The organism is Paraburkholderia sp. MM5482-R2, from assembly GCF_050436125.1.
GTDB classification, from domain to species: domain Bacteria; phylum Pseudomonadota; class Gammaproteobacteria; order Burkholderiales; family Burkholderiaceae; genus Paraburkholderia; species Paraburkholderia tuberum.
The window spans coordinates 347,932-369,232 of record NZ_JBNDLP010000004.1 but is presented as its reverse complement, the minus strand read 5'-3'; the positions used below and the strand labels follow the sequence as shown (position 1 = coordinate 369,232).

Below are 21,301 nucleotides of genomic sequence, written 5' to 3'. Positions count from 1 at the left end.
GCGTGAGGAACAAGCGCGCTTCTATTCCGCGGCGAAGCGCAACCTGTCTTGCGGCCCTTGCATATATCGCGGCCATTCCTTCATTGTCTTTCGCGAATTGCACGACATCGAATAACTCGACGACGTGCGACACGAGCGCCCCGTCGCCATGGTCAAGCACGATCGGAACCGGCCCGACCACCGCTTCAGGCTCTACTGTGACAGTAGGAGCAAACGCACAGATCGTGGTGGGCGATGCGACAGCGATCGCGCTTGCCGACAACGCCACCATCGTCGTTCAGTCAGGCGCGCAAGTAAAAAACAGCGCGCTGACGGGTAACGGCACGTACGGCACCGGGGCCGATACGATCGCCTTCCGGAACAACAGCACGCTGACAGTGGAACAGGGCGCGGCCGTCATCTCTGGCGGGACGGAAGGCAACGCCGAAGCCGTCAATCCGGAGGGTACAGGCAATACCATCATCAACAACGGGACGATCCAGGGCGTCCATAGCGCTGCGATCTGGTTCCAGAATACGTCCGGCTCGAATACCGTCATCAACAACGCGACCGGCGTGATCGAGGCGCCGGGAAACGTGATGGGCGCGTCCGGCAACGGCGCGGTCGACTTCACCAACCGCGGACAGGTGATCGGTAATCTGGTCTTTGCCGGTGGCAACGATACGTTGCGCCTTTACACCGGTTCGTCGGTGAGCGGAACCATCAACGGAGGCGGCGGCAACAACCTGTTGACGCTGAACGGCACCGGAACGGACACGCTGCCGACCGGCATCACGAACTTCCAGACGCTGCAGAAGCAGGACACCGGTACCTGGACAGTCGCGAGCTCGATGGGCGCGATGGGGGTCACGTCGGCCGAGGTGCAGCAGGGAACGCTCGCGCTGACCGGCAACAACACGCAGTACACTGGCACGATGCTGGTCGATCAGGCGGGCATCCTTCAGGGATCGTCGCAGAGCCTGCCAGGCGCGATCACCGATAACGGTCTGGTGCAGTTCGCGCAGGCCGCCAACGGCACTTATGCGGGGCTCATCAGCGGTACCGGCTCGGCGGAGAAAGACGGTGCCGGCACGCTTACGCTTGCGCCCACCGCTGCGGGCGGCAATACGTATACCGGGGGTACCGTACTGAAGCAGGGCGTACTCTCGGTGTCCGCAGATAACGCACTCGGCGGCACGGCAGGCGGCGTGACGTTCGACGGGGGAACGCTGCAGCTCGGCAGCAGTTTCGACCTCGCCAGTACGCGCGCGTTATCGGTTGCCGCGGGCGGCGGCACCATCGATACACAGGGCTTCCAGTCGACGATCGCGCAAAACGTGACGGGTACTACGGGCTCGTTCTTCAAGACCGGCTCGGGCATGTTGACGATCGACGGCTCGCTCATCGGCCCGATCGCCGCGGAGGTGCAAGAGGGCACGCTCGTGCTCAACGGCAGCGGCGCACAGCATACGGGCAGCGTGACGGTTGATCTGCCCGGCACGTTGCAGGCGAGCGCCAAAAGCCTGCCGTCGACCGTTACCAACAACGGTCTCGTGCAATTCGAACAGAACGTCGACGGGACATATGCCGGGTTGATCAGCGGGACCGGCGTCGTGGAGAAAGACGGACTGGGCACGTTGACGCTCGCGCCGGGCGCGGTGGGCGGCAATACGTATACCGGCGGCACGGTGCTGAAACAGGGTGCGCTGTCGGTGAGCGCCGACAGCGCGCTGGGCGGCGCGACCGGTGGCGTGGCCTTCGATGGCGGCACGCTGCAGTTCGGCAGCAGCTTCGACCCGGCCAGCACGCGTGCAATCTCGATTGCGGCAGGCGGCGGCACGATCGATACGCAGGCGTTTCAGTCGACCCTCACACAGAACATCACCGGCACCGGTGCCTTGACAAAGGTCGGTGCGGGGACGCTGGTGCTCGATGGGGCGAATACGTGGTCGGGCGGCACGACGGTAAGCGCCGGCACGCTCGCGGTCGGCGATGCGTCGACGTCCGCCGCGTCGATGACCGGCGCGACGAGCGTCGCTGCGGGAGCGACGCTCGGCGGCTACGGCACTGTCAACGGCGACGTGACCAACAACGGCACCGTCGCGGTGGCCAATGCGTTGGCGCAGTTTGCCGGCGGCGCACAGGGCAATTTCACGATCAACGGCAAGTTGACGAACGCGAATCTCGTGCAGATTGGCGGCGGCAAGAGCGCCGGCAATTCACTCGTCGTCAATAGCTACGTCGGAAACAATGGGGCCATTGCATTGAATACCGTTCTCGCGGGTGACAACGCGTCTTCGGACAAGCTCGTTGTGAACGGCGGCACGGCAACCGGTGCGACCACGCTGAAGGTGACGAACGTGGGCGGCCAGGGCGCGGCGATCACGTCGAACGGCATCCAGGTCGTCGCCGCGACGAACGGCGCCACGACTGATGCCGGTGCATTTTCGCTCGCAGGCGGAACGACGAAAGCCGGCGCATACGAGTACTACCTCGTCAAAGGCGGCGTGATGGCCGGCACGTCGCAGAGCTGGTACCTGCGCAACACCGTGCCCGCTGCGCAGAGTGCGCCGGCCGACGCGAGCGGCAGCGGCACGACAGCCGTGACCAGCACCCCCGCGCCGGGCACACCCGCACTTCCCGCCGCGAGTGCTGATCCGATTACGCTTTACCGCCCTGAAGCGGCCCTTTACGCGGAGCTTCCAGCCGTTGCCCGGCAGCTCGGCATGATGCAGATCGACAACTTCCATCTGCGCCAGGGCGAGCAGTCGTTGCTGAGCGAGAACGGCAGCCTGCCAGCGGCGTGGGCACGTGTGTGGGGCGGACACAGCACGCTGTCGCAAAGCGGCGACGTCGCGCCCGGATTTTCCGGCTCGATGACGGGAGCGCAGGTCGGTCAGGACCTGTACGCGAGTACGACGGCGAGCGGTCACCGCGACCACTACGGGCTCTTCCTCGGCTTTGGACGGGCCACGGGTGATGTCAGCGGCTTTGCAGTCGGCGTGCCGGATGCCGCGGCCGGCCATCTTGGAATTAGCGCATACAGCATCGGCGGCTACTGGACCCACATCGGACCGAGCGGGTGGTACACAGATGCGGTGGTTTCGGGCAGCTCACTGGTGATCGATTCGTCGTCGCGCGACGGGGTTAGCGCCACGACGCACGGAAATGCGGTGACCGGTTCGCTTGAAGGCGGTTTGCCGTTCGCGATCGGACACTCGCTCACGCTCGAACCGCAAGCCCAGCTGATCTGGCAACACCAGACGATCAAGGATCTGAACGACGGAATCTCGAACGTCACGTTCAGCAACGGTAATACGATGGTCGGCCGTCTTGGCGTGCGGCTCGCCGGCGTCTACGAGGCGGCACGCGTGACCTGGCAGCCTTATCTGCGGCTCAACCTGTTGCGTTCGTTCGGCAGCACGGACAAAGCGACGTTTGGCGGCGTGACGCCGATCAGCACGTCGGTTGGCCAGACCACCGGGCAGATCGACGCGGGGATGGTGGCGAAGCTGACGAAGCATGGAAGCGCGTTTGCGACTGTCAGCCTCGGCACGAACCTTGGGGGCGAACACCAACGCGTTGTCACTGGAAACGTCGGCGCGCGCTGGACCTGGTAGCACAATTTACCAGGTTCGCAGGAAGACATTGAACTGTCAAGCTTCGGACGGATCTTCCCCACGGTAAATTTGTTCTAGCCCGACACGGGCGCGGAAGGTCGGGTGGAGTTCTGCGTCATTCGCGGATAGTCGAAGACCTGTCGTGTGTTGCGGTTCAGGCTGCGCATTTTCTCTCAACTGGTTGCGGGTTTCTCAAGGCTGCTAAATTTGCCTGAAGGCCTTTGTGGGTATGACTTTCGCCGATTTCCGCCGGATCCGCTAGAATTCCCGATCTTTGGCGGTCGATAATGGCGCAAAGCCAGCAATGGCAACGGATTCCAACGGAATTAAGCCTCGAACAGTTCGAGCAATTTGTCTTGCCGCACCTTACGGCAGGAAGTCGGGGACCGGCATCCAAACTGACCGCGCACGCGATCTTCAACTACATCCTGAAACTGCTTTACCTCGGTTGCCAATGGAAGGCGCTGCCGATTGCAATGGATCGGCACGGCAAGCCGGAGATTCACTACACGAGCATCTATCGGGCCTTTCGGCGCTGGCAGGCATGCGAATGTTTCGACGCTGTCTTCCTCGCGTCAGTGGTGCGGCTTAGCCACGACCAGTTGTTGGACACCAGCGTCATCCATGGCGACGGCACCACGACGGCGGCGAAAAAAGGCGGCGACAATATTGGCTTCAGCGGCCACAAGCACATGAAGGGTGACAAGGTAGTGGCCTTCTGTGACCGGAACTGCAATGTGATCGCCCCGTTCGTGTCGACGCCAGGCAATCGCAACGAATCGCCACTGCTGCGAGACGCGTTGCCGCAGGTGATGCGGATTGCCCGTGAAGCCAGGCTGGACCTGCGTGACACCGTGGTCAGCCTGGACGGCGTCTACGATTGTCGCGCCAACCGCAAGGCGATCTTCAACCGCGGGATGGTGCCCAACATCAATCCGAACCCGCGCGGCAGGAAACGCACAAAGCGAGGTCGCAAGGCGCTGTTCGATCTGGCCATTTTTAAAGAGCGATTCCGAACGATCGAGCGCGTGTTCGCATGGGAAGATAAGTTTCGTCGCCTGCTACTTCGCTTCGATCGTATCAGTCAGTTGCACTACGCATTCAAGATCATGGCCTACACGATGATCAATCTACGACACCATTGCGGTAGTTGATCTGACAGTTGAGGTCCATGCTTCATGTCCGGCGCAGCGCGCCGTGATCCCGTTCGTCCTCATCCTGCGGAAATACATCCATGACAACACAAAACTGCCTCGTCCCCCTCCTCGACGCGGCTGGTCTCGCCCGCTTGCCCATTCCGTTGACCGCCGCCAGATCGCTTCAACCGAAACTCGCAACCAGTTGGTCGCCTACGACGACTTTGAGCGCGAGGTGGCGGCGTCCGACCCGTTGAGCCTCGCGGAGATCAATGACGAGGTAACGCCGCGCGAACTGCTCGCTCTGGTCGACGACGTTTCCGATGCGAACGGACGGGCAGAGTACCTGTCGATCTGTGCGGTGGGACTACGCGAAAGCTCCACGGATGCGCCACGCGCTGACTGCTTACCTGGCGGTTCGCGACCCCTTGGGGCCGGATGCGTTGCTGGAGGCGCGCGCGAATGCGATCGCACGGTTCCTGCTCCATACGGAACGGCAAGGCAGGCAGTGAACGTGTGTTGTGGTTCTCTGTGTCGCGAACCGTCTGTCGCAGACCGTTCAAACCCGCCATTGCGATGCGCGCGAGCGACTGCTTCAGCGCCAATTGGCACGTTTTCAAGGCGTTTCCCGGTGGTATGGAACTTGCCACTAGAGAAACGTCCATCCATCAGGAGCACGTCATGTCTGCTTCGCTCAATGCCCAAATCGCCGAAGTTTTCGACGAGCCGGGTTGCGACAAGAATCAAGGCAAGAGCGAGAAGGAGCGCAAAAGGGGCTGCACGAAGCAGCTTTCGCCGGGTTCGGCCGCAGGCGGGTGCGCGTTCGACGGCGCGAAGATCGCTTTGCAGCCGGTGGTGGACGTCGCACACCTCGTGCACGGGCCGATTGCCTGTGAAGGTAATTCGTGGGACAACCGGCACGCCGCTTCGTCCGGTTCGCAACTCTATCGCACCGGCTTCACCACCGATATCAACGAACTCGACGTGGTGTACGGCGGCGAGAAGCGCCTGTTCAGGAGCGTGCGCGAAATCATCGAGAAATACGATCCGCCCGCGGTGTTCGTCTACCAGACCTGCGTCACTGCGCTGATCGGCGACGACATCGAGGCGGTCTGCAAGCGCGCCACCGAACAATTTGGCAAGCCGGTGATTCCGGTCATTTCCCCCGGTTTCGCCGGGCCGAAGAATCTGGGCAACAAGCTTGGCGGCGAGGCGATCCTCAACTATGTGATCGGCACGCGCGAGCCCGAGTACACGACGCCGTATGACATCAACGTCATTGGCGAATACAACCTGTCGGGCGAACTCTGGCAGACCAAGCCGCTGCTCGACGCGCTAGGCATCCGTATCCTCTCGTGCATCTCCGGCGACGGGCGCTACAACGAGATCGCAAGTTCGCATCGCGCCAAGGTCAACATGATGGTCTGCTCGAAGTCGATGATCAACATCGCGACAAAGATGCAGCGGCGCTACGGCATCCCTTACTTCGAGGGCTCGTTCTATGGGATCGGCGACATGAGCGACACGCTGCGCCATATCGCCAGCCTGCTCGTGCAGCAGGGCGCGCCGGACGATCTGCTCGATCGGACCGAGCGCCTGATCGCCGCCGAGGAAGCGCGTGCGTGGGAGCGCATCGCGCACTACAAGGCGCGCCTTACCGGCAAGCGGGTGTTGCTCATCACAGGTGGCGTGAAGTCTTGGTCGGTGGTTTCCGCGCTGCAGGAAGCAGGGCTCGAAATCGTCGGCACCAGCGTCAAGAAGAGCACTAAGGAAGACAAGGACAAGATCAAGGAGATCATGGGCGACGACGCCCACATGATCGACGGTATGACGCCGCGGGAGATGTACGCGATGCTCAGGGACGCGCGGGCCGACATCATGCTGTCGGGTGGCCGCTCCCAGTTCGTCGCACTGAAGGCCCGCATACCGTGGCTCGACATCAATCAGGAACGCCACCACCCTTATGGCGGCTACCAGGGGATCGTCGAGCTGGTGCATGAGATCGACCGCGCGATCTACAACCCGGTGTGGCAACAGGTGCGGATCCCTGCTCCGTGGGGCGACGACGGGGGAGCGCTCGGTGTGGTCCAAGCGCAAGCCGCGCGCCCGCTGTCGAGCGCCCCGGGGTTGGGGCGATGAGCCTCGAACCCGGTATTCCGACCTGACACCCCCGAACTCGAGAACATCCCATGGCCGATGTCGTCGAATCTATGAAAGCCTGTGCGGTCAATCCGCTCAAGATGAGCCAGCCGCTGGGCGCGAGCCTCGCGTTCCTTGGGCTCGATGCCTGCATGCCCGTGATGCACGGCTCGCAGGGCTGCACGTCGTTCGGCCTCGTGCTGCTGGTGCGCCACTTCAGGGAGGCGATCCCGCTGCAGACGACAGCCATGGACGAAGTCACCGCGGTGCTCGGCGGCTACGAGAACATCGAGGCCGCGCTGCTCAACATCCGCAAGCGCGCTGCGCCGAAGATCATCGCGATCTGTTCAACAGGTCTCACCGAGACCGAGGGCGACGACGTGGACGGCTATCTCGTTACCGTGCGCAAGCGCAAGCCCGAACTCAACGACACTGAGATCGTCTATGTGTCGACCCCCGACTATGTCGGCGCATTCGAAGACGGCTACCGGCATGCGATTACCGGCATCGTCAACGCGCTGGTCAAGGCGTTGCCAACGGTGGCCAATCAGGTGACGCTGCTGCCCGGCAGCCATCTGTCGCCTGGCGACATCGACGAACTGCGCGAGATCATCGAAGCGTTCGGCTTCGATGTCATCGTGCTGCCCGACATTTCCGGCTCGCTCGACGGCCATATCGCGCCGGACTGGCGCGGCACCACACTGGGTGGTACCACGCTCGCGGAGATCCGGGCCGCGGGTGCATCGGCATTTACGATCGGCGTGGGCGAGCAGACGCGCGACGGCGCCGAGGCATTGCATGCTATCGCCGGCACACCGTTCGAAGTGTTCGGGCGGCTCACCGGACTGGAACCCAACGATCGTCTGCTGCAATTGCTCGCGCAGCGCTCGGAACGACCCGTTCCCGCGAAATACCGGCGTCAGCGCAGCCAATTGCTCGATGCGATGCTGGACGGCCATTTCTACACCGGAGGCATCAAGGTCGCGATCGGCGCAGAGCCCGATCTGCTGTTCGCGGTCGGCAGCATGCTGCACGAGATGGGCGCGCAGTTGCGCTGCTGCATCAGCACGACGCGATCGCGCGCGCACGCGTTGCTGCCCGCTGATCAGGTCGTGATCGGCGATCTCGAAGACATGGAGCGCGCCGCGGCGGACTGCGACCTGCTGATCACCCATTCGCACGGCAGGCAGATGGCCGAGCACCTGCAAAAGCCGCTCTTCCGGATCGGTTTTCCGGTCTTCGACCGGGTTGGAAACGCACATCGACGCTACGTCGGCTACCGCGGCACGATGAACCTGATCTTTGAGATCGCCAACCTGATGATCGAGCAGATTCCGCATCACGATCCGGGCGAATGGCCGCTGCCGCAGGCCGCTATCGATCTGGCCGCGCGCGATCCGGCGCGCGAAGCGGACATTCCTGTCGTCGCGGCCGGTGCTTGACCCACCTAAAGGAGCACACAGCATGAAGATCGCGTTCGCCACCCAGGACAGGCGGTTCGTCGATGCGCATTTTGGCTGGGCGAGGAGCATCGTCACCTACAACGTCACACCGGACGGCTACCAGTTCGTCGAGGCGTTCGACTTTGGTGACAAGCTCGAAGAGGACGGCGACGAGGACAAGCTCGCGCCCAAGCTCGAAGCCGTCAAGGATTGCGCGATCCTGTACGTCGCCGCAATCGGCGGCTCGGCCGCGGCTCGAGTGGTTGCGCTGAAGATTCATCCGATCAAGGTGCCGCGGCCCGAGTCCATCGAGGAGACTCTCGGCAAGTTGCAACAGGTGCTGAAGGGCACGCCGCCGCCGTGGCTGCGCAAGGCGCTGGCGAAGGATGGCGAACGTGTATACGACTTTGAAGACGATGAGGTATCCCATGGCTGAAACATCCGCAATTCCGTCCAAGGCCAGCGACGAAATGCTGCTGGTCGCACCGTTCGTGCAGCAGCTCGTCAGGCAGTTGCGCGCGCAGGACACCCACGGCGTGTGGGACGGAAAGACCGACCTGCAACTGCTCAAGCCGTACATCCACACGCCGGAGGAACGCCGCGCGATTCCGATCATGGGCGACCCCGACCCCGAAACGCTGTGGCGGCTCGAGCTTTTCTATAGCGCGATTGCGGTGGCGATCGAGCGTGAGACCGGCCAAATGGTTTCGCCGATGATGAAGATGAGCCACGAGGGCTTCGGCCGCATGGTGTTGATCGCGGGGCGGCTCGTTGTCGTCAACAAGCAGTTGCGCGACGTACACCGGTTCGGCTTCGCTTCGCTGGAGAAGCTCGCCGAGGCGGGCGCAAAGCTTCTCGACGAAGCGGTCGAGGTGATCCGGATGTACCCCGCCGTCGCACAGTACGGCGCCTGAAGGAATCGTGAGGGGACCGAGACGATGAGCACCGATGCCGATGAACTCAAGGCGCACCTGAAGAAACTCAACGCGCAAGCGACCCGGGAGAAGTTGGACCTGCACGACCTCTCAGAGGAACTCCCGACCAACTGGGAGAACATTCTCGCTGTCGCCCAGCGCTGCCATGACGCCCACGCCGCGCTGATGGCAGCCCGCAAGGCTGCCGCTGCGGCAGCGGCCTGAACCAGCGAAGCCATGGAGCCACATCATGAGCGATACCTTCAGCGTTACGCTGCCAAGCGGCGCCACCTGGACGCCGACCTTCGTCAACAGGCTCGACGAAGAAAAATGCATTGGTTGCGGACGTTGTTTCCGTGTCTGTCCGCGTGGCGTGCTGCAACTCGTCGGGCTTAACGAGGACGGCGCGCACGTCGCACTGGACGGCGACGACGAAGACGAAGACGAAGACGACGACGAGTACGAGAAGAAGGTGATGATTATCGTGCATCGGGAACTGTGCGTCGGCTGCACCGCGTGCGCGAAGATCTGCCCGAAAAAGTGCTACACGCACGCGGCGGCCGTTCTCTGAGCGATGCCGCGATGGACGCCTATGCAACCCTGATGGCGTGTGCGGTGGATGCGGGCGATCCCGCCGTGCTGGCACTGGCCGGCGTGCTGTCGAGCGGGTTCGAGCACCACGGCGTCGATGTGCTGCCGATGCCCGGACTGGACGCCGACCAGACGCGCCGAATGCTCGCGCGCTGGTTCCCAGGTGCCGGCTCGGCGCTCGGTCTTACGTGCGTCTTGTCGCCCGCCACGATGCCGCGTGGCGACGAACTGGAAGACCTGGTGGCGTTGCTCAATCACCATGCCGATCCCCGCGCCGGCCCGGCAGACGAGGCGAACTGCGTGGCCCATGCATTGGCCTGCGCGAGCCTCGGGCAAAACCACCTTTGGCAAGACCTGCTTCTGCCGTCGCGGCGCGAGTTGTCCGCATTGATCAGCCACTGGTTTCCGCGGCTGGCCGCGAAGAATACGCATGACATGAAGTGGAAGAAGTTCTTCTACAAGCAACTGTGCGAGCGCGAGGGCCTGTTCATCTGCAAGGCGCCGAGTTGTGGCGTCTGTTCGGACCATGCGCTTTGCTTTAGAGCGGAGTAGGCAGCACGCGTCGGTCACCGCTTCGATTGTGTCGCGTCGCGGGTGGCCGACTTCTGGGGCTGGGCGAAGCCGCTGTCCGAGCATCGGCTGGCGCCGCACGCGCGTCATGCCGGCCGGACGCGCTACACGTACGACACGGTGCGTAGCTGGTTTTTCACTCCGGCAGCGGGCGAACGGCTTGCGGGCCATGTCACGAGGCGCTCTCCATGAGACCCATCCCGCCTGCCGTTGCCGTAACGGTGCGATCCGAAGCGCAGCCCGTCATGAATCAGAACCGCGGCACATGCCTTCCCGACAGCAGTGCGAGCCTGTCGCTGGAGCGCGCGCGGGCACATGTCGCGAGCCTGCAGCACGAGTTGTTCGCGGTTGAGCAAGCGCTGCTCGACGAGCGCGCATTGACGCGCGCATTAAGCGGGCGTCGATGGGTTTATGTGGGCGGGCGGCCAAGCATCAACGCCGTGCTGCGTGCGCTGGTGGAGGCGGCCGGAGGCGAGTTCGTTCATCACACCGGGACCATCGACGACGATAGCCGTGCCGAAGGCTTCGAGGCTTTGCTGTCAGGCGCCTACCGGGTGCTGTGCCCATTGGATCTGATCGACCCGGACTCGCTGGTCGCGCTGCGGCGATTGTGCGCGCGTCACCGCGCGCCGTGGTCCGCTTTGCGTTCGTCGAGCGTGACGAGCTTCATCGCGGGCGTGTTGCGGGCTCGGCCTGCCCAGCCGCGCGGCGCGGTCGCAGCGTCGCGCTTCTGCCTGAGGCATGGCTGACGTCGTCATGACTTTACGTAGCGCGAGATGTGGGCGCAAAACTTGCCTTTGACGTGGTCTTTCCACGAGAGGGCTTGCCACGTCGGATTCCGCACAACGCTACGGCCTTTTCCTCAACGTCGAGAACCCCGACGGCGACGCGCGCGATGCGCTGACGCAAACCGTGCGTAATGCGACGGCCATAGCTGGCATTAAGACATGAGGCGTCGACGTAACAGCGCCACCGACAGGAAGAACGGCAACACCGTGCAAATGCAGAGAGCGCCAATATGCAAGGCAACACTGCCCACCGGGCGTCCGAGCATCGCGGGACGGATAAGGTCGACGGAATGTGCCAGCGGCAAGAAGCGCGCTACGTCGCAAAAAACGGCAGGTAGCTTGCTGATCGGGAAGATCACGCCGCTCAGGAGCACCATGGGCGTGAGAACGAGCGTTTGATAGAACACGAAGTAATCGTGACTGGGTGCAAGCGCCGTGAGGATCATCGCCAGACTCGCGAAGGCGAGGCCAGTCAGGGCGATGGCAGGCAATGCATAGAGAATGGATGACCACGCTGCATAACCCAGCACGGTGGCTACCACCATGACGGCGATGCCGGCAAAAAAGGCCCTGGTGGCGGCCCATGCCAGTTCACCGAGAACGATATCGCCGAGCGTGAGCCGTGTACACAGGATCGCTTCCCACATGCGCTGAACATGCATGCGAGAGAAAGCTGCGTAAATCGTTTCGAAGGTCGCGGAGGTCATCGCGCTCGTGGCGACCATACCCGCCGCGAGAAACGCGATATAAGATGCGCCATCGACGCGACCTACCATTATCCCGAAACCAAAGCCGAGGCCGAACAGATAAATCATAGGATCGGCAAGGTTACCGAGAATCGAGGCAAACGCGACTTTTTTCCATGCCAGATAGTTGTGGCGCCACACTGCAACCCAGTTCCACACGTTCGCGGGCAGGGCCGCTGCATAAAACTCTCTCATCGTTCACTCCTTCATCCCGCGCCCGGTTAACTGCAAAAAGACATCCTCGAGATTTGCTGGACGCTGTAAAAGGCGCAGCGCCGCGCGCCCGCGCAACTGTACACACACCCGTTCCGGATCGGACACATAGCAGAAGAGGGTCCCGCCACTGACCTCGATACGCTGCGCGTGCGGCGCGATCAACGTGCGCAGCTCATGTGGATTGCCGCCGTGGATCTCGACCACGTGGCTCCCGATCTGTTCTTCGATCAGCACGCGAGGCCCGCCTTCGGCGATCTTTCGCCCCTCCTCCAGCACACACAGTCGGTCGCACAACCGCTCGGCCTCTTCCATGAAATGGGTGGTCAAGAGGATCGTCTTGCCGCGCGCCAACAATGAACGCAGGCTTTCCCAGATCAGGTGGCGCGCATGCGGGTCGAGACCCGTTGTAGGCTCGTCCATGACCAACAACTGTGGATCGTTGATCAGCGCGCGTGCCAGCATCAGCCGCCGCTTCATGCCACCGGATAGTTCGGTGACGCGCGCATCGACCTTGCTTTCGAGGCAAGCGAATTCGAGCAGCGACGGCACGACCGCTTCAATTTCACGTGTGCTCATGCCGAAGTAGCGCCCAAACACCAGAAGGTTCTCGCGCACGGTAAACCCGGGTTCGAGGTTGTCGAATTGCGGCACCACGCCAATGCTCATACGTGCCGAGCGAGCGCGCGCCGGCACTGGCTCCCCGAGCACGATGATCTTGCCTGCGTCGGGCGGCGCCATGCCGAGAACCATACGCACCGTCGTGCTCTTGCCCGCGCCATTTGGCCCTAGCAGACCGAAGCACTCTCCAGGCGCGACGCTAAACGACAATCCGTCGACTACGATCTTGTCGCCATATGACTTCCTTACGCCGGTGAAGCTGATTGCTGCTTTGGACATGGAGATAAGAAGGAAAATTACGCACTCGTCTTGGAGAAAAATAAGCCGTTCTGCTGCCGCGGCCCGATTGAAAACGCCCCGGTCGATAGAAGATCCTTGCCTGCCAAGCGCATGAGTTACTGACAATGGAGTACCAGGATTTCGGTGAATGCACCGGCGTTGGGAAGACGACAATCGAGCCTTTGCGTGAGACGATCGCACTCAAGCGGACCAGTGCCGATGGTGGGCGGTTCTGGGTTGGCGCAATACTCGAGATCTATATGTACGATTAACTAATCGCCATCGAATGCTTCGTCAGACGTCGCTAATGTTGAAGACTCGCACGTGTGATCCTGCCGACGGTGTGGAGTCGCAGATCTTGACGCTGAAGTCGCGTTCGGCTTTGTAACCGGATTCGGAGTATCGACCTGTTTTTCACGAACGTTCGAAACGTTCCCTGCAGAGCCACGGGACAGCCAATTGCTATTGCTCAATGTACACAGCGCATAGACTTTCAGGGGGAGCAAGAGAAAGAGGTTAATGGGTGTGTGAAGAGAAAAGCCAAGAAATCGAACCTGGCGAGCGCGAACCGATGCCACGCTACAGCGGATCATGGTCGATGATGCGATTATCAGGGCAGTCCACCACGGCACTGTCGCTGTCAATGCGAGCTGCGCGAGACCCGCTAGTAGCGATAAGCCGAGAAATAGCGAGCCCAGATTGTGTCCGATCACGTCCAGCGTAAGGTAACGATCGAGACGGGGCAGCAGGCGCAGCGAAAGCAACGTGTCCCGATACGTACTGCGCGCCCAGCGCAGTTGTTGGCGCAGATACGCCCCCAGTCTGTCTGGAACGACTGTCGCCGCAATGGCGTCGTGAACGTACACGGTCCGATAACCTGCCGTCAGCATGAGAATCGTCAGATGACGGTCCTCGCCGAAGTCGCTCGGCTTCCCGCGAAAAAACTGTGTCTCGTACTGATCTAGCAGCAAAAGGAGCGCGGACCGGCGGTACATGGCACATGGACCGGAGCAGCACATAACAGCGCCGAAGCGAGCCTGTGCGGCGCGCTCTTCGTTGCAAGCCAACCAGTACTCCATATCGATCAGACGGGTCAACCAGGTGTCGCTCCGGTTGCTGGCCGTCAACTGCCCCATGGCGGCGCCTATCGTCGCTTCTCGCATTGTCAATACGAGCTTCTTGACGACATCGGGCGCCAGCGTCGTGTCCGAGTCGACGTTGAGTACCAGTTCCCCGGATGAAGAGCGTATCGCGGCGATCTGTGCCTTGCGCTTTCCCATATTTTGGGGAAGCGTAATGAAGTTGAATTTCGGGTCGCGCGAGTACTCATCGTATACCGGCCTCACGGCGTCGAGATTCGCAGAACCATCATCGACCACATAGACGCGCAGTTTTGCGGCGTAGTCCTGGTTTGCGATGGACTCCAGGCATGCCGAGAGCGTGCGCGGGTCCTCATTGAAGCAGGGAACGATGACATCCACGCCCGGCAGAGTGTCGGAGTCGATCAGACCGTCCGACAGCGATGACACGTTTGTCGGCTGAGCATAAAGCGTCTGGGTGCTTTTATAGACAGTCGAGAGCAGCGCATAAAACGAGACAGCGACAGTGCTAGTTGCGGCAAGCATGTTCATAGGGTATCTGGTTCGTCCGGTGAGGTTGAGGAAGCGATCGGATTGCAAACCCCCGGTCATGCAATGCTGGAATCATGAGGGAAAGCGCCGTGAGGGTCTGCTCGCGCCGACCAGCGTGAGTGCATCGTCACAACTCATCGGGAGGGCATCCGTCGTGCAAGAGCACAATTGCGCCAGGCCGGACAGAGGCCAGCACTGCGCTGACAATCGCATCGATGCCGGGGGGCGAGACCAGTCACGCGGGTCTACCGACCAGTGGAGGGGCGCCAGACCAGCGCTCGCTGACGTAGTGAGCACTGCTTCGGTCCACATGCCATACGGGGCACGCATGTACGGCCCGAGTAAATCGAGAAAATTCGGTATGAAAAAGGAATTGGTACTGTCGTCAAGGGTTAAGTAGACGTCGCGACATCCGGCGCGATTGTGGCACTCGTCGCGCGCCGCGGATACGCAATTGAGGACCTTCACAGCTCTGGACCGTTTCGTTCAATTATCGAGCCAGTAGGCCGATCCACGGTCGATAGTCCCAACCGAAAGGCTGCGACGGGCACGGTTCCGGTAAGCTTAGGTGGCGCGTCGAGAGATACATCTAAAGGTATGATCATCATGAAGACACGTCTAAACATTGTCGTACTACTTATAAAGTTGAAGTATTCGATCAATCAACTTCGATTCCGATTTCCGCAACGAGAGGCTTCACTGTGCAACACAAAAATTGATTTGTAAAATCGATTGCGTTGATGCCTTACATCTATAGTGTGGATATGTTGAGAAATGGGTTTTATGGGTTTCGATCTAAATCTGCTCGTTGCGCTCGAGCGCATAGACCAATCCGCTGGCGTTAAGGTAGCTCCGTTTTTGGAGCGACCGACGATGCCGGCTGATCGCACAACCATGCGAAAAATCAAGGAAGTACTCCGCCTGAAGTGGGCATGCGATCTCACGCACCACCAGCGTGCAGGGCGCCCTCAGCGTCGGTCTGGGGACGATCACGCAGTATCTTCAGCTTGCCACAGCGGCAGGACTGGGCTGGGCGTCGGTCGAACATCTGGAAGAAGACGAGCTTGAGCGGCGCGTCCTGTCGCTCGCGTCGTCACCTTTGCGGTACTCGACTGCGAAGGTCATATCAGTAGCTGGTCGTGGTCATGCGCAGATTGCTCTGTCACAAAGGATCATTTAGGCGCGACACGACAGGTAGAGCACACTTGCAATAATTATGACCGTTCCGAGTGCTACCTGTAGAGAAATGACCTCCCCCCAAATCAAATAGTCGAAAATGATTGCCCATACAATGCTGAGGTAACCAAATGAGGCGACGATTGGGGTGGCGACAGTCGCGACTGCGATCGTTAGCATAAGTTGCGCTACACCTGCAGTCAGTCCAAATAGAACCATGTACCCGAAATCCCTTAGATCTGGCGTTACCCAAGCGACGGGAAGTGACACTCCGCTAACAATCGTCGCTATGATTGTGTAATAGAAGACGATTGTCGCTGGCTCGTCAGTTCGCGAGAGTCTCTTGACCTGGATGACTGAACCGGCGCTAAACATAGCACTCAGCAGAATTAGAATCATTGCGCGCAGCGACGCACCATTGGCGCTGAATGGTGAGGAAGCCACCGCGACTCCCGCGAATCCGGACATCGACGCTATCGCCGTAGGTAGACGAAAACGCTCACGCAAGAACACGATGCCGAAAAAGCAGACAAAGATTGCTTCTGTCTCCTTCAGCGTTACAGCGGTTGATAAAGGCAGATATGGCACGCCGGCAATGAAAAATCCTACTGCGGCAAGCCCTGTGACGGCTCTGATGAAATGACCGCCTAAGCGATAAATCGTCAGTTCCTTCCATTGAATGCGACAAGTCCCGAACACGAACGCGGCGGGAATTAACCCGGATAGCATCCGAAAGAACATCATCTCGTTCGCCGGATATCTTGCCGGAATGAGCCTCGCAACCGCATTGCTTATTGCGAAAAGAAGAATCGCGTAGAACATGAATGCAATCCCGCGCAGCTTTCTAAATCGTGTGCGAAAAAGCCGATTTTCGGTTGCCAACTTGTAGCCAGACTGCTCCGATGTCTCAAAAGAATCGTGACTTATATGAGGATTTCCTAACGTGACACGATTCAAACCGACATACCGCAGAAGGCAGAATTTCGTTGTGCGCGTCATCACGAAAAGTTTTCTCATGTTGCGAAGGTCCCGCGAAAAAGGAGTGCCTGCTCGATTGCGTGTGGTAACGAAGCCCACACGGCGCATACCGGCTAACTGTCGGGGCCATTTCAGCGTGGACGGAATTGAGCCGCGTTACGGGACGTCGCGGTTTGTCGAAATATCCCAGGTCGGATAGCTGTCTGCATGCAGCTTTCGCACCATGTCGGCCTGAAAGCTCGAAATCCCCGGTGAACGAACTTTTGGCGCATTTCGCGAAATTGCCTCGGCTGATATGGCCGCCGTCGGATTCCCGACAAACGGCGCGCGGTTTGTCGCAAGCGGTGCCTTCGTGTCCCGTCCTGGCGCGCGATTGGGTCTGTAACACTTCACGACGGATGACCCAGTCGCGCAGCGTCGGCTCTACGCGACGACAAATGGAATGAACGCCCCTACGTACAGATTGGAGGCTCTATTGGAGGTGTTCGCGGGCCTATGGCACCAGGGCGCCAAATTGAAGATCATTGAGATGTATCCGTCAGCTGAACTCGTGTTGTAAGAAGCTCGCACCAACATACCTACGCGATCCGAGTGCCAAAACACCGTTTTGGCCTTATAACCTTTCCGCACAGATGATTGTTCAGCGGTGGTTAATACGCATTGCCTTACAAACACGTCGAGATTCGGACAGATCTAACTCAAGATGCTGGATTTGTAACGTTCGCGACATGATCTGCACTGGACGAGGAATCGCGTCTTGTTCTCCTCACCACATTAACCGGTATATGAGCCGTTTAAAGAGGTGGCCTCGTTCCGCGGTGGCACGTTCGTTGCGTGCCGTCGTCGTGCTAACGCACAACTACTGATCGGCGTTCAGCCTTGCATGACGTCGCAATATTGGGTGGCGTCACAGAAAACTTCTGTTTGTTTATGCGGAGAGGACATGTCATTAAGGTTTCCAGTTTCAATCATCGGTGCCGGAAATTGTGGATGCGCTTTCGCGGCCGATTTGGCTAGTCGTGGATTCGAAGTTCTCCTTTACGGGAAGCCAGATCATCGTCGTAATATTGATGCGATCCGAGCGAACGGTCGCTTGTTGGCTAGCATGGCTATCACGGGTGAGTTTTATCCGACTGTAACTACCGATATGGATGAGGCCGTAAACTTCTCGCGTTTTCTCGTGATTGCTGTTCCAGCATACGCGCATGACGATCTCATTGGCGATCTAAAAGGTTTCGATTTGAGTCGACATGTCATCATAGTCAATAATGCCAATTTTTTTTCCCCAATGGGTTCAAGAGAGCTAAACCCGCAGGCAGTTCTAGAGACAAATTCCTCGCCCTATGCGTCGTCGGTCAGGGACGGCGAAGTCCGGATCACTGGAATTAAGAATTGTTTGCCGATTGCTGCTTTTTCGAACGCCATGGATGAGAAACAGTTATCGCAAATCACCGCAATCTTTCCGGAAAGGCTCTTGTGGTGGGATAACATTTTCGCAATTGGAATGCAGTCGAATAATGGTGTCATCCATCCTGTCGGGGGTATTTTAAATACGGGATGGATAGAAAGCACAAAAGGAGATTTTTTCTTCTATCGTGACGGGATCTCACCCTCGGTCGGAAGGGTCGTAGAGGCGTTGGACAATGAGCGATTGAAAATCGGAGAGGCTTTCGGTTTTCGACTGCCGACAGTCCTCGAGGAAATGATCGGCTTTTACGGCGGAGATTGTGCCAACTTCTCCGATTTCGCTTTCCAATCCAAAACTCATAACTCCACGAAGGTCAAAACGCCTGATCGTATGCAACATAGATATATATGTGAGGATATTCCATATATCTTGGTCCCTTGGTACGAACTCGGCGCCAGAGTGGGCATAGAGTCTCGGGCAATCAAAGCCGTGATTGAAATCGCTTCCTCCATCAACGGCGTTAACTATTTTCAAACTGGCCGTAATCTGAAGCGCCTCGGTGTAGACCACATGTCGAAGGCGGAGCTTTTGCGATTCGTAGATAGCGCGACTTTCCGATTGCCGTTAGCTTCGGCTACTAAGAAGTGACCGGATCCATCGGGTAACTTGAATCGCCTTCGGAATTCTGGAGGCCGCTTGGTTTAAGTCGATACCGGCTGCAACAGTATTGTTGAATTGCCGGTAGTAGTTTGCTTCAGCATCGTCAGGCGGGGCGGGATATGGTTGAGCCGTTCCATCACCCTATGGCAGTTGGGCGCCGAAGAAAGGGCCGACGCAGGCACGCGCTGATGCGACGAACGCGCGCCGACATGTGCAAGCGCAAATCATCACTCGCAGGAGATCACCGCGGAGGGCCGGCACGTGGGTGCGCTGGTGAGGACGCTCTCCGCTTCTGTAGGAACTGGGCTGGCGCAAGGCGCTGCCCAACAGGTTCGCTCGGAACGTGGACGAACGTCAATCGAGCGATATCTGGCCCGGTTTAGAATTTATGACGCAGGCCGACGCGCGCAACCACTTGATTGCGATTCGACGATACGTCATCGGCCACCGGCACAAAGGCGAAGTCGAGGGCGCTGCCAGTACGGTCACCACCGACGTGCTGATACGCACTCTGTACATAGACGTCCGTGCGCTTTGACAGTGAGTAATCAGCCATCAGCCCCGCAGTTTCGTAATTCGGCTTTAGCTTTCCAGTGGTGGCGTTGAAACCGCTCAGGGTGTACGTATACATCGCCCCGACGAAGAAGGCTGGCGTGAACTGGTACTTGCCGTTGATTTCGAAATTCTGGTAACGCAGGTTGGAAAGCGTGCCCGAGGCTGGCGTAATCTTGCCGACGTATCCCGAAGACACCGGATTGGCGACGAAGGTATTCGAATACGAGATGCCCACGTTGGCCGAACCAAACGTGTAGGTTGCCCCCGCGCCGAAGATGCGCAGCTTGTTCCCCAGAAAATTTTCATCCGCAGCGGGATTGTTCCCGATTGCACCACCGGCGGTGGACGACTGGTTGTTCGCCTGCAGATAGGCGGCTTCCAGCAGCAGGCCGCCTATGACGTATTGGACGCCCATGCTGTACGCGCGATTGTTGGCGAAGTTGGTGTCGTTGCTAAAGCCGTACGTGCCGCCAAATTTAAAGCCAGCAATCTCGGGGCTTGTGTACTTGACAGTATTGTTGACACGGAAGGTGTTGTCCGTGTTGTCGTTGTCGTACGGATGGGAGAACATGCCCCCGCCCCATGTGCCATTCGCCGTCGTTTGAGCCAGATAGTTGACGACGGAGTCGTACTGTCGACCGAGAGTAACCGTCCCGTATTGGTTGGATGCGACGCCGACCCACGCCTGTCGCCCAAACATCAGGCCACCCTGACCGAGCTTGCCATTATTGACATTAAAGCCGCTCTCCAACTGAAAAACTGCCTTGAGACCACCGCCGAGATCCTCCGCTCCCTTCAAGCCCCAACGACTCCCCTGGACCGTACCGCTCTGGAGCTCGAACAGCTTGTGGCCTCCGACGTTATTCGTATAGTTGATTCCTTCGTCGATCAGACCGTAGAGCGTCACCGTACTTTGGGCCATTGCGGGAGCTGCGGCGGCTGACATCACGAAAGCTGCAAGAAGTTTGATTTTCATTGAGGTCTCCAAACCTTATATTGTGTGTCTCGATGCTTTTTTATGCGCAACCCTGGGTCGGGCATGCGGTCTGTTTTGCTGGGCAGTTGACGTCGATTAACCGCCGTAAATGTCGAACGTGAAGTACTTCTTTGCAATTCGGTCATACGTCCCGTCCTTGCGGAGACTGTCGATCGCACCGTTGATTGCTTCGAGCAGGGCTCTGTCACCCTTTCTCACACCGATGCTGACACCGGGACCGAAGATAGCGGCGTCGTGGATGGCCGGACCTCGCGCGAAACCGAAATCACGACCCTGCGCAGTCTTCAGGAATCCCGACTCAGCCGTCGGCCCCGAAACCAGTGCCGCATCGAGCCGCCCACCCGCGAGGTCATTCCACACCTGGTCTTGCGAAGGGTAGGGCACAATGTCAACTCCATTTGTCCAATGCTTCCGTGCATAGGCTTCCTGTGTGCTTCCCTGCAAGACTCCGATATGCTTTTCGTTCGGCGATTCGGGCATTGTCACCAGAGCCGAGCCGCCCCTTACAACCAGCGCTTCGAAGTTGGCGTATATCTTGTGGCTGAAATCGATTGCCTTCGCGCGCTTCTCGGTCTGCGACATTGACGAATTGATCGCATCGAACTTGCGGGCCTGCAACGCGGGAATCATGCCGTCGAACGAGTTTTCAACCCAGACGCACTTCACCTTGAGCTTCGCGCAAATTGCATTACCCAGATCGATGTCAAATCCAACGAGCTCGCCACTCGGGGTTTTCGATTCAAATGGCGGGTAAGCGCTGTCCACTCCGAACTTAAGTTCCTTTCCATCGTACGCGAATGCCGCAAATGGAATGGACGTTGCGCACAGAGCGATCAGTAGCGTTTTAATCTTCATTTT

17 protein-coding genes are annotated in these 21,301 nt (G+C 59.4%); 11 read left to right on the top strand and 6 right to left on the bottom strand.

Translation table 11 applies throughout. From position 1 onward, the window contains the following. The first annotated feature begins 197 nt into the window (after positions 1 to 197). From OKW37_RS37715 to OKW37_RS37670, 10 genes are all read left to right on the top strand, one after another. Positions 198 to 3,599 (top strand): autotransporter outer membrane beta-barrel domain-containing protein, encoded by a 3,402-nt coding sequence (locus OKW37_RS37715; RefSeq protein WP_429510099.1) that lies wholly within the window; start codon positions 198 to 200, stop codon positions 3,597 to 3,599. A 287-nt stretch (positions 3,600 to 3,886) separates the two neighbouring features. After that, positions 3,887 to 4,753 (top strand): transposase, encoded by an 867-nt coding sequence (locus OKW37_RS37710; protein ID WP_429402236.1) that lies wholly within the window; start codon positions 3,887 to 3,889, stop codon positions 4,751 to 4,753. Positions 4,754 to 5,416: 663 nt separating this feature from the next. After that, positions 5,417 to 6,874 (top strand): nitrogenase iron-molybdenum cofactor biosynthesis protein NifE, encoded by a 1,458-nt coding sequence (gene nifE, locus OKW37_RS37705; RefSeq protein ID WP_429402237.1) that lies wholly within the window; start codon positions 5,417 to 5,419, stop codon positions 6,872 to 6,874. Positions 6,875 to 6,924: 50 nt separating this feature from the next. Further along, positions 6,925 to 8,316, top strand: a complete 1,392-nt coding sequence (nifN, locus tag OKW37_RS37700; protein WP_429402238.1) for a nitrogenase iron-molybdenum cofactor biosynthesis protein NifN — start codon at positions 6,925 to 6,927, stop codon at positions 8,314 to 8,316. 22 nt (positions 8,317 to 8,338) lie between these two features. Continuing rightward, positions 8,339 to 8,752 carry a nitrogen fixation protein NifX gene (nifX, locus tag OKW37_RS37695; protein ID WP_184062935.1) on the top strand — a complete coding sequence of 138 codons (414 nt, stop codon included), beginning with the start codon at positions 8,339 to 8,341 and terminating at the stop codon, positions 8,750 to 8,752. Further along, entirely contained in the window at positions 8,745 to 9,230 is a 486-nt protein-coding gene (locus OKW37_RS37690; RefSeq protein WP_429402239.1) for a NifX-associated nitrogen fixation protein, read from the top strand. Before nifX ends, OKW37_RS37690 begins: the two co-directional genes overlap by 8 nt. A gap of 24 nt (positions 9,231 to 9,254) precedes the next feature. Beyond that, positions 9,255 to 9,455 (top strand): CCE_0567 family metalloprotein, encoded by a 201-nt coding sequence (locus tag OKW37_RS37685; protein WP_429402240.1) that lies wholly within the window; start codon positions 9,255 to 9,257, stop codon positions 9,453 to 9,455. A gap of 25 nt (positions 9,456 to 9,480) precedes the next feature. After that, the gene (gene fdxB, locus OKW37_RS37680; protein WP_429402241.1) at positions 9,481 to 9,801 is read left to right on the top strand and encodes a ferredoxin III, nif-specific; all 321 of its coding nucleotides are present in this window, start codon (positions 9,481 to 9,483) and stop codon (positions 9,799 to 9,801) included. Between the two features lie 11 nt (positions 9,802 to 9,812). Then, the gene (locus OKW37_RS37675; RefSeq protein ID WP_429402242.1) at positions 9,813 to 10,373 is read left to right on the top strand and encodes a nitrogen fixation protein NifQ; all 561 of its coding nucleotides are present in this window, start codon (positions 9,813 to 9,815) and stop codon (positions 10,371 to 10,373) included. Between the two features lie 263 nt (positions 10,374 to 10,636). Continuing rightward, positions 10,637 to 11,140 (top strand): DUF2325 domain-containing protein, encoded by a 504-nt coding sequence (locus OKW37_RS37670; RefSeq protein WP_244145119.1) that lies wholly within the window; start codon positions 10,637 to 10,639, stop codon positions 11,138 to 11,140. Positions 11,141 to 11,331: 191 nt separating this feature from the next. Here the strand turns inward: OKW37_RS37670 and OKW37_RS37665 are convergent, their stop codons facing one another. From OKW37_RS37665 to OKW37_RS37650, 4 genes are all read right to left on the bottom strand, one after another. After that, positions 11,332 to 12,120, bottom strand: a complete 789-nt coding sequence (locus OKW37_RS37665) for an ABC transporter permease (protein ID WP_090811273.1) — start codon at positions 12,118 to 12,120, stop codon at positions 11,332 to 11,334. A 3-nt stretch (positions 12,121 to 12,123) separates the two neighbouring features. After that, positions 12,124 to 13,038 carry a nodulation factor ABC transporter ATP-binding protein NodI gene (gene nodI, locus OKW37_RS37660; protein ID WP_184053521.1) on the bottom strand — a complete coding sequence of 305 codons (915 nt, stop codon included), beginning with the start codon at positions 13,036 to 13,038 and terminating at the stop codon, positions 12,124 to 12,126. Positions 13,039 to 13,310: 272 nt separating this feature from the next. Then, positions 13,311 to 14,669: a chitooligosaccharide synthase NodC gene (gene nodC, locus OKW37_RS37655; protein WP_184053524.1), complete on the bottom strand. Its 1,359-nt coding sequence runs from the start codon at positions 14,667 to 14,669 to the stop codon at positions 13,311 to 13,313. A 1,176-nt stretch (positions 14,670 to 15,845) separates the two neighbouring features. Continuing rightward, positions 15,846 to 16,862 carry a DMT family transporter gene (locus OKW37_RS37650; RefSeq protein WP_260335102.1) on the bottom strand — a complete coding sequence of 339 codons (1,017 nt, stop codon included), beginning with the start codon at positions 16,860 to 16,862 and terminating at the stop codon, positions 15,846 to 15,848. A 904-nt stretch (positions 16,863 to 17,766) separates the two neighbouring features. Here OKW37_RS37650 and OKW37_RS37645 point away from each other — a divergent pair. Further along, positions 17,767 to 18,879 (top strand): NAD/NADP-dependent octopine/nopaline dehydrogenase family protein, encoded by a 1,113-nt coding sequence (locus tag OKW37_RS37645; protein WP_184053527.1) that lies wholly within the window; start codon positions 17,767 to 17,769, stop codon positions 18,877 to 18,879. 391 nt (positions 18,880 to 19,270) lie between these two features. Here the strand turns inward: OKW37_RS37645 and OKW37_RS37640 are convergent, their stop codons facing one another. Together OKW37_RS37640 and OKW37_RS37635 are read right to left on the bottom strand one after the other, a co-directional pair. Then, positions 19,271 to 20,422, bottom strand: coding sequence for a porin (locus tag OKW37_RS37640; RefSeq protein ID WP_184053530.1), 1,152 nt, complete (start codon positions 20,420 to 20,422; stop codon positions 19,271 to 19,273). Positions 20,423 to 20,518: 96 nt separating this feature from the next. Next, positions 20,519 to 21,298 carry an ABC transporter substrate-binding protein gene (locus tag OKW37_RS37635; protein ID WP_184053533.1) on the bottom strand — a complete coding sequence of 260 codons (780 nt, stop codon included), beginning with the start codon at positions 21,296 to 21,298 and terminating at the stop codon, positions 20,519 to 20,521. Between the last annotated feature and the right edge of the window lie 3 nt (positions 21,299 to 21,301).